The organism is Micromonospora sp. NPDC049523 (assembly GCF_040676775.1).
Lineage (GTDB): Bacteria > Actinomycetota > Actinomycetes > Mycobacteriales > Micromonosporaceae > Micromonospora_G.
In genome coordinates, this window is sequence record NZ_JBFAPP010000009.1 from 30,713 (window position 1) to 44,202 (window position 13,490).

Below are 13,490 nucleotides of genomic sequence, written 5' to 3' on the forward strand. Positions count from 1 at the left end.
CGATGCGCCGCCGGGACGGAGGTGATGTGTGGAGATCCTGCTGCTGGTCACCGCGCGTGCAGGCGAGCCGTCGGCCGTACTGCCCGCTCTGGACCTGCTCCCCCACTCGATTCGTACCGCACCCCGCGACGTCCGGACCCTCGTTGCCGGGCCCAGCCCGGACGCCGTACTCGTGGACGCCCGCTCCGAGCTGAGCGAAGCTCGGGCCACCTGCCGGATGCTGCACGCCACCGGGCTCGGCGTACCGCTGATCGCGGTCGTCACCGAGGCCGGGCTGATCGCCCTGAACGCCGACTGGGGCGTGGACGACGTGATCCTGGCCAGCGCCGGGCCGGCCGAGGTCGAGGCCCGGCTGCGGCTCGCCGTGGGCCGGCTCACCAACGCCATCGCCGGTGCCGGCGGGCAGATCCGGGCCGGTGAGCTCTCGATCGACCCGGACACCTACGCGGCCAAGCTGAAGGGTCGCCCGCTCGACCTCACCTACAAGGAGTTCGAGCTGCTCAAGTTCCTCGCCCAGCACCCGGGCCGGGTCTTCACCCGGGACCAGCTGCTGCGCGAGGTCTGGGGCTACGACTACTTCGGTGGCACCCGTACCGTCGACGTCCACGTCCGGCGGCTGCGCGCCAAGCTCGGCTCGGAGTACGAGTCGATGATCGGCACCGTCCGCCAGGTCGGTTACAAGTTCGTCGTACCGCCGTCGTCGTCCCGCTCCCTGTCGGAGTCGGAGGCGGCCGTCGCGGCGGCCATGTCCGTCTGATCCGGCGCCACCCCGTACCGCAGCTCTCCCGAACGCCATCCGGTGAAACAACCGGGTGGCGTTCGGCGTGTCAGGCTCGACAAAACGGTCTAATGCCTGGAAACGCCCTTTACCCGACAAAAACGTACGTACCCTAAGTGTTCAGGTGCGGCGTCAGGAGGGGCGGCAGTGGCATCGATACGTGGCCGGACGTCGGCCTACTACCAGTACGGACGCCGCCGACCGGGCTCGGCCAGCCTGCGGCTGATCATGGTGCTCACCCTGGCCGGCGGCGCGGTGCTCGGCAGCGTGTACGTGCTCGGCCGTACGCTCAGCACCACCGACCCGGCGGCCGACCGCAACGGCGTCGTGGCCTCACCGGGCCCGTCCGGAGTCGACACCGGTTCGCCCTCGCCCACCGGCACGACGGCACCGGCGACCCCGTCGGCCAGCCCGTCCTCGGTCGCGCCCACCAACCCGGACGGCGAGACCATCCCGACCGACGACCGCCCCCGGCTCGCCCTGGAAAAGGGCGGCCCGTACGGCAGCCGGATCAGCACCGGCGTACGCGAGGTAGCGCTCACCTTCGACGACGGACCGGACCCGAGCTACACCCCGCAGGTGCTGGGCCTGCTCGCGAAGTACCGGGTCAAGGCCACCTTCTGCCTGGTCGGCCAGCAGGCCGCCGCGCACCCCGACCTGGTACGGGCGATCGCCGACGCCGGCCACACCCTGTGCAACCACTCCTGGTCACACGACATCGCGCTCGGTGCGCGGTCCCGGACCGCGATCCGGACGGATCTGACCCGTACCAACGCGGCCATCCGGGCGGCGGTGCCGGGTGCTCGGATCGTCTACTTCCGCCAGCCCGGCGGCAACTGGACCAATTCGGTGGTGGCATCCGCCTGGGAACTCGGCATGACCTCGCTGCACTGGACGGTGGATCCGCGCGACTGGACCCGGCCCGGCGCCGGCAGCATCGCCTCGACCGTCACGGGCGGGGTCGGCGCCGGGGCCATCGTGCTGATGCACGACGCGGGCGGCAACCGGCAGCAGACCATCACCGCGCTCCAGACCATCCTGCCCAACCTGCTCCGCCGGTTCGAGTTGGAGTCGCTGCCGACCGGACTGCCCCGGGACACCTCGTCCGACACCGACCGGGCGGACACGCGGGCGGCCGGGCCGGAGGCGGCCGGCGGTACGCCCACCCCTTCGGCCGCCGCCGGCACGACTGGCGCGCCGCACCTGCCACCACCGTGACATCACCCTCGCTGCGGTGATCCCGACCGGTACGCCTGGCGTCGGCGGGCTACGGTGGCCAAGTGACCATGGCCGTGCCAGAGGTAGTCCGGACCGATCGACTCGGCCCTGCCGAGATCCGCGACATCCTGGCCCTGGCGCGGGCGGCGGACCGGGCGGACGGCGCGCTCCCGCTCTCCGAACACGTGACGCTCCGGCTCCGGCCGGACGACCCCGCCCCGGTCGACCACCTGTTCGTACGCGACCCGGCCGGCACGGCGGTCGGCTACGCCCAACTCGACCGGACCGGTGACCCGACCGGGGCCGAGGCGGAACTGGTCGTACATCCGGAGCACCGGCGGTCCGGACTGGGCCGCGCCCTGGTCACCGCGCTGACCACCGCGAGCGCCGGCACCGAACTGCGGCTCTGGGCGCACGGCGACCACCCGTCCGCGGCCGCGCTCGCCCTCGACCTGGAGTTCACCCGCGCCCGCGAGCTGTGGCAGATGCGCCGGCCGCTGGGTCGGGACATCGCCGAGCCCACGCTGCCCGACGGTGTCGTCCTGCGGGCGTTCCGCCCCGGTACGGACGACCAGGCGTGGCTGGACGTGAATCGGCGGGCCTTCGCCGACCACCCCGAACAGGGCCGCTGGACGCCGGCCGACCTTGCCGTACGGATGGCGGAGCCGTGGTTCGACCCGGCCGGCTTCCTGCTCGCGGTGCAGGAGTCGACCGGCCGCCTGCTCGGCTTCCACTGGACCAAGGTGCACGGCCAGCCGGATGCGGTCGAACCGGACGGGGTCCGGCGCGAACCGGTCGGCGAGGTGTACGTCGTCGGTGTCGAACCCGACGCACACGGTCTCGGCCTCGGCAAGGCGCTGACCTCGGCCGGACTGCGTCATCTCGGTGACCGTGGGTTGACCCGGGTGATGCTCTACGTGGACGAATCGAACGCCGCAGCGGTGGCGCTCTATCGGCGACTCGGCTTTTCCCGTTGGACGACGCACGTGCAGTACCAACGCGCCGCATAACGGACGTAGCGAACTCCCGCCCCTCAGTTCACGGAACGGACAACTCGCCCTCAGCTGTGGTCCATCTAGCCGGCCGCACCTGTTCACCCCTCGTTCACTCGCGCCCGGCGAACCGGCTACCTGGCACTTCTAACTTGCGTAGTAGCCAGCGGATAGCCGGCTCCCGGGGCACAGTTCCCGGCGCTCCGTCCATGTGAAGGGAAACCCCTCAGGTGAAGCTCCAGCGGCACGGCATTCTTGCCTGCCTCGCTCTGACTGCGGCACTTGCACTCAGTGCGTGCGGCTCGGACAACAACGAGCCCGCCGGGCCCTCGGCCTCCGGGTCCGCCGCCGCAGCCGACTGCGCCACCGGCACCATCAACGCCGCGGGTTCCTCCGCGCAGAAGAACGCCGTTGCCGAGTGGGTCAAGACCTACCAGCAGCAGTGCACCGGCGTGACCATTAACTACGACCCCTCGGGTTCCGGCGCGGGCATCCAGTCCTTCATCGCCGGCACCGCTGACTTCGCCGGCTCGGACTCGGCACTCAAGGACACCGAGCAGCCGCAGGCCGACGCCAAGTGCCCGTCCGGCAAGGCCATCCACCTGCCGATGGTCATCGGTCCGGTCGCGATCGCCTACAACCTGACCGGCGTGGACGGCCTGCAGCTCAAGCCGGCCACCCTGGCGAAGATCTTCGCCGGCAAGATCACCAAGTGGGACGACGCCCTGATCAAGGCCGACAACCCCAGCGCGACCCTGCCGTCGACCGCCATCCAGGCCGTGCACCGCTCGGACGAGTCGGGTACGACCGACAACTTCACCGCCTTCCTGAGCAAGGCCGCCGAGACCGACTGGACCTTCGGCAAGGCCAAGGCGTGGAAGGCACCGGGCGGCACCGGCGCCAAGGGCTCCGACGGCGTGGCCGCGCTGGTCAAGCAGACCGCCGGCACCATCGGCTACGTCGAGCTCTCGTTCGCCGAGAACTCCTCCCTCAGCACCGCCAAGGTCGCCAACGGTTCCGGCGAGTTCGTCGCGCTGAACGCCGAGTCGGCCGGCAAGACCATCGCCAGCGCCGAGGTCACCGGCCAGGGCGACGACCTGAAGCTGTCGATCGACTACAGCACCAAGGAGGCCGGGGCGTACCCGATCGTCCTGGTGACCTACGAGATCGTCTGCAACAAGGGCCTCGCCGCCGACAAGCTGGCGCTGGTCAAGGGCTTCCTCGGGCACGCGGCCAGCAGCGAGGGTCAGGCCGATCTGGCCGACCTCGGCTACGCCCCGCTGCCGGAGTCGGTCCGCACCAAGGTCGAGGCCGCGGTCAAGACCCTCGCCTGACCCGGTAACCCAGCCCCCGGACACCACACGGAGCGAGCGAGCAGATGGGTGAAACCCCTCCCCGCTCGGCCGACGCCGGCACCGGCGGATCGGGCGTGACGACGAGTCACGACCGACCCGCCGGTGCTTCGGCGCAATCGGCCGAGTATTCAGCGACACCGTCCCACCGTGCTCCCGACGGGGGCGGACTGGGCGGCGGCGGTGCCCTGCCCCGGCGCCGCGCATTCGGCGCCGAGCAGCTATTCCGCGTGCTGACCCTGGCCGCGGGAACGATGGTGCTGGTCATCATCGTGGCGATCGCGATCTTCCTGGTCAGCAAGGCCGTACCGGCACTACAGGCCAACCACGAGAACTTCTTCACCTTCAAGAACTGGGCGCCGAACGAGGGCGAGCCCCGGTTCGGCATCGCCGCACTGGCCTTCGGCACCGTGCTGAGCGCGGTCATCGCGCTGCTGCTCGCGGTGCCGGTGGCCCTCGGTATCGCGCTGTACCTCTCGCACTACGCCCACCGGCGGATCGCCAACACGCTGGGCTTCCTCATCGACCTGCTCGCTGCTGTACCCAGTGTCGTGTTCGGACTCTGGGGTCGCGACGTGTTCAGCGGACCGGTCACCGACCTCTCGGTCTGGCTCAACAAATACTTCAGCTGGATCCCGCTGTTCGGCGGGGAAGGGCCGTTCGGCCGGGCGATCCTGCTCGGCGCGCTGGTCCTGGCGATCATGGTGCTGCCGATCGTCACCTCGCTCTCCCGCGAGGTCTTCATGCAGACCCCCACGGCCAACGAGGAGGCCGCCCTCGCCCTGGGCGCCACCAAGTGGGAGATGATCCGCACCTCGGTGCTGCCGTACGGGCGTCCGGGTGTGGTCGCCGCGGTCATGCTCGGGCTGGGTCGCGCGCTCGGCGAGACGATCGCCCTGGCGATGACCCTCGGCGCCACCTTCGCCATCTCGTTCAACCTCATCCAGTCCGGCGGCAACTCGATCGCGGCCAACATCGCCAACGGATTCAGTGAGTCCAACGACATCGGCCGGGGCGCGCTCATCGCCTCCGGCCTGGTCCTGTTCACCATCACGCTGGTGGTCAACATGACCGCCCGGGTGATCCTCAACCGCCGCCGCGAGTTCACCGAGGGGGCAGCATGAGCGCCTCGACACTGGTCAGCCCCAGCGGGACCGGGGTTGAACTGCGCGGCCGGCGGCTGTCCAAGTGGGCACCGCTCGGCATCGCCGTACTCGCGCTGGTCCTCGCGGCCGTCGTGGTCTACGGCACCGGCATCGGTGGCTGGGTGCTGGTGGTCGTCCTCGGCGCCGTGTTCTACCTGGCCGCGCTCTACCTGGTGGCCCGCAACGTCGAGGGGCAGCGGGCGGCGAACAACCGGACCTGGAGTGCCCTGATCCACTCCGCGTTCGTGCTCGCCGTACTCCCGCTCAGCTCGGTGGTCTGGACGCTGGTCTCCAAGGGAGTCGCGCGGCTCGACGGCGACTTCTTCGGCACCTCGATGAACAACATCGGCGCCCGGGACGCGAACGGTGGCGCGTACCACGCGATCATCGGCACGCTGGAGCAGGTCGGCATCGCCACGCTGATCACCGTTCCACTCGGTGTGGCCGGCGCGATCTACATCGTCGAGTACGGCCGGGGCCGGTTCGCCAACACGATCCGCTTCTTCGTGGACGTGATGACCGGTATCCCGTCCATCGTCGCCGGTCTGTTCATCCTCGCGTTCTGGGTGCTCATCGTCTCCCCGCACTTCAGCGCGGACGGCCGGCCGGGTTACTCCGGTTTCGCCGCCGCACTGGCGCTGAGCGTGCTGATGCTGCCGACGATCGTCCGGTCGACCGAGGAGATGCTCCGGCTCGTGCCGGCACCGCTGCGGGAGGGCTCGTACGCCCTCGGTATCCCGAAGTGGAAGACGATCCTCAAGATCGTGCTGCCGACCGCGCTGCCGGGCATCGTGACCGGCATCATGCTCGCCGTCGCCCGTGCCGCCGGTGAGACCGCACCGGTGCTGCTGGTCGCGGGTGGCACCGCGGCGATCAACTTCAACCCGTTCGAGAACAACCAGTCGTCGCTGTCCCTGTTCGTCTACGGGCAGGCGACCGAGGCGGGACGGTACTCGCCCGACCGGGCCTGGACCGCCGCGCTGACCCTGGTGGCCCTCGTACTCGTCCTCACCATCGCGGCGAAGCTGCTCGCTCGCCGCAGCCAGATCTCCCGATGAACCCCGGAGGGGCAATCACCATGGCAAAGCGTGTCGAGGCGGAGAGCGTCACCGCGTACTACGGGTCGTTCAAGGCGATCGAGAACATCAACCTGACCGTCGAGCCGAAGACCGTGACCGCCCTGATCGGGCCGTCCGGCTGCGGCAAGTCGACCTTCCTGCGCTCGATCAACCGTATGCACGAGGTGCTGCCGGGGGCCCGGGTCGACGGCAAGCTGACCATCGACGGTCAGAACATCTACGACAACGACGTCGACGTGACCGCTGTACGGCGGCTGATCGGCATGGTCTTCCAGCGCCCCAACCCGTTCCCCACCATGTCGATCTTCGACAACGTGGTGGCCGGGCTGAAGCTCAACGGCGTACGCCGCAAGTCGGTGCTGGAGGACGCGGCCGAGAAGGCGCTCCGCTCGGCGAACCTGTGGGACGAGGTCAAGGACCGGCTGGGCAAGCCGGGCGCGGGCCTGTCCGGCGGCCAGCAGCAGCGGCTCTGCATCGCCCGCACGATCGCGGTCGAGCCGCAGGTCGTGCTGATGGACGAGCCCTGCTCGGCGCTGGACCCGATCTCCACGCTGGCGATCGAGGACCTCATGTTCAAGCTGAAGGACCAGTACACGATCATCATCGTGACGCACAACATGCAGCAGGCGGCGCGGGTCTCGGACCGTACCGCGTTCTTCTCGATCGAGCGCACCGGCGACCCCGGCCGCCTGATCGAGTACGACTACACGCAGAAGATCTTCAGCAACCCGAGCGTGAAGAAGACCGAGGACTACATCACCGGCCGCTTCGGCTGACCGGCAGCGCACGCGTACCGGGCTTCCGGTGACCCGCTCGGGTCATCGGGAGCCCGTTTCCGTATCCGCAGGTCCGCCGTAGCCCCCCACCGGGAGGCGAGCCGTCCGGCCGGGCCTCAGCCGAGCAGGAACCGGCCGGTGCCGTCCGGGGCCAACTCGAACCGGGGCAGCACCGGGGTGGCGGCGTCCCGCTCCGCCGAGGCGGCCGGCAGCCCGGCCAACCCACCGCTCGCGGCGATCTCGGCCAGCGTCACCCTGGTCGGCGGGAGCATCGAGATCTCGCCCGCGTCGGCCCGCGCCAGCGCCTCGCTCGGCCGGATCCACATCGTGTGGTCGGCCTCGCCGGACACGTCGCGGGTCCGCTGTCCCGCCGGCAGCAGGGCCACGAAAAAGTACGTGTCGAAGCGGCGCGGCTCGAACTCGGGCGTGACCCACCTCGACCAGGGCAGCAGCAGGCCCGCCCGGAGGGTCAGCCGCTGCTCGCTCAGCAGGTCCGCGAAGCTCGCCCGCCGGTCGACCAGCGCCTGCCGGGCCGACTCCCACTCGGCACCGCTCACGTCGCCGACGATGGTGCCCGCGCCGGGTCCGGCGAGCAGCACCCCGGCCTCCTCGAAGACCTCCCGCGCGGCGGCACAGAGCACTGCCTGGGCTGCGTCGGGAGCCAGCCCCAGCCGGTCACCCCAGCTCGCCGCCGGAGGACCGGACCAGTCGAGCGCGGCCCGCGAGTCGGACGGGTCGACGCCGCCGCCGGGGAAGGCGTACATGCCGCCGAACGTCATCGCGGCGAGCCGGCGGATGACGTACACCTCGAAGTCGTCCCCGGCCTCGCCGTCGGCGGCCGGGGCCGGGCGGACCAGCAGTACGGTCGCGGCCATCCTCGGTGTGGCCGGCGGCCCGCCCTCGGCGTAGAACCGGCGGGCGTGCTCGACCAGCGACTCCGGTGCGACGTACGTCGCCGGGGTGACCGCCGGTCGAATCGGCGACCCACCGCTGTCGATAGTCATGCCGCCGAGCCTAACCGGCGATCTTGACTGGTGGACGTGCCGGTCGGGGAGGGGTCGGGGCCGACCAGGGTGCTCGCACCACGCCCTCAGGCGTCGCCCGTGCCCGCCCTAGCGCCGGGCGCAGCATTCCGCCCGACTGCGGCACCGCCCAGTCACTACGGCGTTCCCACGCAACACCGTCGGGCGCGGCGCGTCACGCTTAGCCGCTCGGCCGGCTGACTCGTTCATTACCGGAGCCGGTTGTCGGCCGTCTCGGAAATCGATTTGCCCCTGAGCGGATGATGCAAGACCCTCGGGGCGTGGGCATCGATCTGGAACTGGCCGACGTAGCGGCAGCTCGATACCAGCTCGACTCTTGCCAAGATTCGGGCCGACCCTGTGCTCACGACCCCGACTGCGAGGAAAACCTCCACCGTCTCCGCAGCCGTGGGCCCTCGGAGTTCCCGTACCGCCGGTTTCACGACATCAACGAGAAGATGCGGCTTACTGGGATGGGCTACGAGGCGAAGCCTATAACCGAGACGATCCAGGCCGACATTCCCGGCGACGAACAGGCGCGACAGGACCGAGCCGCGGCAGACCTTCGCTGGCGGTCCCAGACCGCCCCGGGTATGACTGGCATCCCCGCCTTCAAGCTCCAGTCAAACGATCGCTGGCTGGTGACCACACGCGAGATCGACGAGGCATTGGCGGCTTACGCGCAGGTTCCGGCGGAACAACGCGCTTCCCTGCAAGTCGATTTGAAGTGGGTCAGTTGGCTGGAGTGGCTCGCCGTTGCCCGGGAACGCGGTGGCTTCGAGGCCGAATGACGGCGCATTCGCCGTGATGGACGCCCCGTACGTCCACGACCGCGAGTGGGTCTACATCGAGAACATGACCGGAGCGCTGTAACTGGAGACGGAGATCGACGTACGGCGCTACGAGGGATGTTCGACCAGCTACGCCACGGCCTTGAACCCGGCCGACTCGCGCGCCATGATCGCCAAGTCGGCTTTGTTCACGCAGCGCCGCACGGGTCCAGGTACCCGACCGCACCCCGCAGGAGACGAATCGGCCGATGTCCTCCCACGACCCGGCCCAAGCCGGCGCCCATCTGCTCGGCGCGGGCGCGGTTGGCGTTGTGCCGGGTCACGGGGGATGCTTCGGGCTGTTCTCACGGGTGCGACATTTGCCGGAGGTAGCCGGCGGCCCGTAGTTGAAGGGGTGACATGGATCAGCAAGCTGACCCCAAGCGCGTTACACGTTGGGGCATCCTGGCCACCGGCCACATCGCGGCCACGTTCGTCGAGGACCTGCGACTCGTACCGGACGCCGAGGTGGTGGCGGTCGGCTCCCGATCGCTCGACGCGGCCCGACTCTTCGCCGACCACCACGACATCCCCCGGGCGTACGGCTCCTGGGCGGAACTCGCCGCCGACGACGAGGTGGACGTGGTGTACGTGGCCACCCCGCACGCTGCCCACTACGACGCCACCATGACGCTGCTGGAGGCAGGCCGGGCGGTGCTCTGCGAGAAGCCGTTCACCCTCGACCTGCCGACGAGCACCACTCTGATCGAGACCGCCCGTGAGCGGGACGTCTTCCTGATGGAAGCCATGTGGATGCGGTGCAATCCGACCGTACTGCGGGTGCTGGACCTGATCGCGGACGGCGCGATCGGTTCGGTGACCGCCGTGCAGGCGTCGTTCGGGGTGGCCGGGCCGTTCCCGCCGGAGCACCGGATGCGGGCCAAGGCGCTGGGCGGCGGGGCCCTGCTGGACCTGGGGGTCTACCCGATCAGCCTGGCCCACCTGGTGCTCGGGCGGCCGGACCACATCCGGTCCTGGGCGGCGCTCGGCCCGGAGGGGGTGGACGAGAACACCGGCGTCGTCTTCGGGTACGACTCCGGCGCGGTCGCGTCGCTGAGCTGCGGCATCGTCGGCGCGAGCCCGCTGACCGCGACGATCACCGGCACCACCGGCCGGATCGAGCTGGGCGAGCCGTTCTTCCGCCCGAGCGGGGCGACCCTGCACCGAGCCGGCGCCGAGCCGGAGCTGCTGCCGGCCGAGCTGGTCGGCAACGGCTACCAGTACGAGGCCGCCGAGGTGCAGCGCTGCCTCACCGCCGGCCTCCGCGAAAGTCCCCTGGTCCCCCACGCCGTCACCCTCGACGTGATGGACCTCCTCGACACCATCCGCAGCCAGATCAACGTCACCTACCCCTGACCCGCCCGCCCCTTCAGGGCACAGATACCCCTTCGGGGGCACAGATTCAGAGATTGAGGGGCCATCCGCGTGCGGATAGCCCCTCAATCTCTACAAGTGCGTGCTTGGGCGTCCGCTCAGAAGAGAGGGCGGACGGCGAAGTAGCAGATGGCGGCGATGCCGGCGGCTGCGGGGAAGGTGAGGATCCAGGCGGTGACGATGTTGCCGGCCACGCCCCAGCGGACCGCGGAGAGCTTCTTGGTCGCGCCGACACCCATGATCGCCGAGGTGATGGTGTGCGTGGTGGAGATCGGCAGGCCGAGCCGGGAGGTGGTGAAGAGCACGATGCTGGCCACCGTCTCGGCGGCGAAGCCCTCCGGCGGGCCGAGGTCGATGATCTTCCGACCGAGGGTACGGATGATCCGCCAGCCACCCGCGTACGTGCCGAGCGCGAGCACGGTCGCCGAGGTCCAGAACACCCACTCCGGGATGTGCGTCTTGCTGTCCTGGTAACCACCGGCGAACAGGGCCAGCACCACGATGCCCATGGTCTTGGCCGCGTCCTGCATGCCGTGGCCGATCGACATCGCCATCGCCGAGACGGTCTGGGCCCAGCGGAACCCCCGGTTCAGCTTGGCCGGGTTGCCCCTGCGGAAGACCCACATCACCGCGAGCATCATCAGCGCGCCGAGCCCGAACCCGACCAGCGGCGAGGCCACCATCGGGAGGACCACCTTGATCAGGATGCCGTCCCAGAGCACCGATCCACCGACGTTGAAGATGCCGGAGCAGAGGGTGGCACCGACCAACCCGCCGAAGAGCGCGTGCGAGGACGACGAGGGGATGCCGAAGTACCAGGTGAGCAGGTTCCAGCAGATGGCTCCCAGTACCCCGGCGAAGACCACGCCGAGGCTGGCCATCCCGGCGGGCAGCTCGACCAGGCCGTCACCGACGGTCTTGGCGACGTTGCCGCCGAGGTGGGCGCCGATGAAGTTGCCGAGCGCCGCCATCGCCAGCGCGACCCGGGGCGTGAGTGCCCGGGTGGAGATGCTGGTGGCGATCGCGTTCGCGGCGTCGTGGAAGCCGTTGGTGTAGTCGAAGAGCATGGCAACGGCGATCACCGCGAGTACGGCGATCAGTTCAGGGCTCACGCGCTGGCTCCGTCGGGCGTACGGACCATCGGAGGGGGCGCCTGCGGCGGCGCGATGGTTCGCTCGGTCACGGGATCAGGACTCCTTGACCGCGATGGTCTCGACGGTGTTGGCCACGTGCTCGAAGGCGTCGCAGGCCGCTTCCAGCTCGTCGGCGACCTCCTTCATCTTCAGCACGGTCAACGCGTCGTACTCGCCGGAGAAGAGCCGGACCAGCAGCATCCGGTACGCCTGGTCGCCGTCGTTCTCGAGCCGGTTGCACTCGATCCAGTAGTCCTCGAGGTCACGCATCGAGCGCAGCCGGGGCATCGCCTCGGCGGTGAGCTTCGCCTGCTGGTCGAGGACGTTCACCAGCTCGTGCATCTCCCGGGGCAGCGACGGCAGCTTGGTCAGCCCGTAGAGGTAGAGCAGGTTGCCGACCGCCTCGAGGTGGTCCATCACGTCGTCGAGCAGGGACCCGAGCCGGTAGATGTCCTCCCGGTCGAAGGGCGTGATGAAGGTCGAGTTGATCTTCTTGTACAGGTCGTGGGTGATCTGGTCGCTGTCGTGCTCGACCTCGGTGAGCCGCTCGCTCACCGACTGCACGTCGACACCGGGCAGGGCCAGCTCGTTCAGCAGCTCGGTACCCCGCACCAGGTTCTGCGCGGCCCTGGTGAAGAGCTCGTAGAAGGCGCCCTCGGTGGGGCGGAAGGAAAACTTCACGGCACGGACCTCGTCGCGTCGGCGGTGGGGGTGGCGGGCGTCAACGGACCTGCCTTGGGGAATGCTAGGAAACGACAAAATCGCGCAACCACCGGCCCACCTCTGGCCAGGTGTGATTCACCGTCGGTTTACCTGCTGTTCATCTAACGGCGGTTAGACCTCAGCCGGCTCCGGGCGCATGTCGAGCAGCCGCCGCCGCTCCCGATCGACGTCGAACCTCGGCGCCGGATAGGTCAGGTGCATGCCCGCGAAGGTCTCCCGAAGCAGGCTCGCCACCGCCCAGTCGCGGTACCACTTCCGGTTCGCCGGCACCACGAACCAGGGCGACCCGGAGGTGCTGCAACGCGCCAGCGCCTCCGCGTACGCGGCCTGGTAGTCGGCCCAGCGGGCGCGCGTGTCCACGTCCGCCGGCTCGTACTTCCAGTGCTTCTCCGGGTCGTCGAGCCGGCTGCGCAGGCGCTCCAACTGTTCGTCGTAGGAGATGTGCAGGAAGACCTTCAGCAGGGTCACCCCGCCGTCGGCCAACTCCTGCTCGAACTCGTTGATCTCGTCGTACCGGGCCCGCCAGGTGTGCTCGGGGACCAACGACTCCACCCGCGGCACCAGGACGTCCTCGTAGTGTGATCGATTGAACACCCCGACGTATCCCGGCGTCGGCAGCGCGCGGCGGATCCGCCAGAGGAAGTGGTGGCTGAGTTCCTTCTCGGTCGGCCGCCCGAACGACCTGATCTGCAGGCCCAGCGGGTTCATCGTGCCCGCCACCCGCCGGATGGTCCCGTCCTTGCCACCCGCGTCCATCGCCTGGAGCACCAGCAGCAGCCGGCGCCCGGACGCCGGGTCGACCTTCGCCGAGGCGAACAGCATCTCCTGCTGCCGACCCAGCTCCACCCCGATCTCCTGCACCCGGGCCCGCGCCCAGGCCTTCGGATCGGTGCCGACCACCCCGGCCCGAGGCAACCCCGGCGTCGTACGCGGGTGGATCGCACCCAGGTCGAAGCCGGTCCCGCCGGCCGGCACCCGCAGCAGGTCGCGGACGGACCGCCTCGGCTCGCTCATGCCGGCACCACACCACAACTGGTCATACCCCGATCATCGCCGACCGGAGGCCCC

13 protein-coding genes are annotated in these 13,490 nt (G+C 69.8%); 9 read left to right on the top strand and 4 right to left on the bottom strand.

Going from position 1 to position 13,490, the window contains the following annotated elements; genetic code table 11:
- The first annotated feature begins 28 nt into the window (after positions 1-28).
- From AB0J90_RS15785 to pstB, 7 genes are all read left to right on the top strand, one after another.
- Entirely contained in the window at positions 29-757 is a 729-nt protein-coding gene (locus tag AB0J90_RS15785; RefSeq protein ID WP_326562328.1) for a response regulator transcription factor, read from the top strand.
- A 168-nt stretch (positions 758-925) separates the two neighbouring features.
- Positions 926-1,996 carry a polysaccharide deacetylase family protein gene (locus AB0J90_RS15790; RefSeq protein WP_363596328.1) on the top strand — a complete coding sequence of 357 codons (1,071 nt, stop codon included), beginning with the start codon at positions 926-928 and terminating at the stop codon, positions 1,994-1,996.
- 68 nt (positions 1,997-2,064) lie between these two features.
- Entirely contained in the window at positions 2,065-3,006 is a 942-nt protein-coding gene (gene mshD, locus AB0J90_RS15795) for a mycothiol synthase (RefSeq protein ID WP_363596819.1), read from the top strand.
- Positions 3,007-3,218: 212 nt separating this feature from the next.
- Complete coding sequence (gene pstS, locus AB0J90_RS15800) at positions 3,219-4,322, top strand: phosphate ABC transporter substrate-binding protein PstS (protein ID WP_363596330.1); 1,104 nt, start codon at positions 3,219-3,221, stop codon at positions 4,320-4,322.
- A gap of 44 nt (positions 4,323-4,366) precedes the next feature.
- The gene (gene pstC / locus AB0J90_RS15805; protein WP_363596332.1) at positions 4,367-5,464 is read left to right on the top strand and encodes a phosphate ABC transporter permease subunit PstC; all 1,098 of its coding nucleotides are present in this window, start codon (positions 4,367-4,369) and stop codon (positions 5,462-5,464) included.
- Positions 5,461-6,543 carry a phosphate ABC transporter permease PstA gene (pstA, locus tag AB0J90_RS15810; RefSeq protein WP_363596334.1) on the top strand — a complete coding sequence of 361 codons (1,083 nt, stop codon included), beginning with the start codon at positions 5,461-5,463 and terminating at the stop codon, positions 6,541-6,543. Before pstC ends, pstA begins: the two co-directional genes overlap by 4 nt.
- A 20-nt stretch (positions 6,544-6,563) precedes the next feature.
- Entirely contained in the window at positions 6,564-7,340 is a 777-nt protein-coding gene (gene pstB / locus AB0J90_RS15815) for a phosphate ABC transporter ATP-binding protein PstB (protein ID WP_326562324.1), read from the top strand.
- 116 nt (positions 7,341-7,456) lie between these two features.
- Here the strand turns inward: pstB and AB0J90_RS15820 are convergent, their stop codons facing one another.
- Positions 7,457-8,344, bottom strand: coding sequence for an NUDIX hydrolase (locus tag AB0J90_RS15820; RefSeq protein WP_363596336.1), 888 nt, complete (start codon positions 8,342-8,344; stop codon positions 7,457-7,459).
- 299 nt (positions 8,345-8,643) lie between these two features.
- Here AB0J90_RS15820 and AB0J90_RS15825 point away from each other — a divergent pair, with 299 nt between their 5' ends.
- Complete coding sequence (locus AB0J90_RS15825; protein WP_363596338.1) at positions 8,644-9,153, top strand: hypothetical protein; 510 nt, start codon at positions 8,644-8,646, stop codon at positions 9,151-9,153.
- A gap of 399 nt (positions 9,154-9,552) precedes the next feature.
- Complete coding sequence (locus tag AB0J90_RS15830) at positions 9,553-10,548, top strand: Gfo/Idh/MocA family oxidoreductase (protein ID WP_363596340.1); 996 nt, start codon at positions 9,553-9,555, stop codon at positions 10,546-10,548.
- A 116-nt stretch (positions 10,549-10,664) separates the two neighbouring features.
- Here the strand turns inward: AB0J90_RS15830 and AB0J90_RS15835 are convergent, their stop codons facing one another.
- From AB0J90_RS15835 to AB0J90_RS15845, 3 genes are all read right to left on the bottom strand, one after another.
- On the bottom strand, positions 10,665-11,678 hold the full coding sequence (locus tag AB0J90_RS15835) for an inorganic phosphate transporter (protein ID WP_363596342.1): 1,014 nt from the start codon (positions 11,676-11,678) through the stop codon (positions 10,665-10,667).
- A 75-nt stretch (positions 11,679-11,753) separates the two neighbouring features.
- Positions 11,754-12,380 (bottom strand): DUF47 family protein, encoded by a 627-nt coding sequence (locus tag AB0J90_RS15840; protein ID WP_326562319.1) that lies wholly within the window; start codon positions 12,378-12,380, stop codon positions 11,754-11,756.
- Positions 12,381-12,533: 153 nt separating this feature from the next.
- The gene (locus AB0J90_RS15845) at positions 12,534-13,436 is read right to left on the bottom strand and encodes a PPK2 family polyphosphate kinase (RefSeq protein WP_363596344.1); all 903 of its coding nucleotides are present in this window, start codon (positions 13,434-13,436) and stop codon (positions 12,534-12,536) included.
- Positions 13,437-13,490 lie beyond the last annotated feature (54 nt).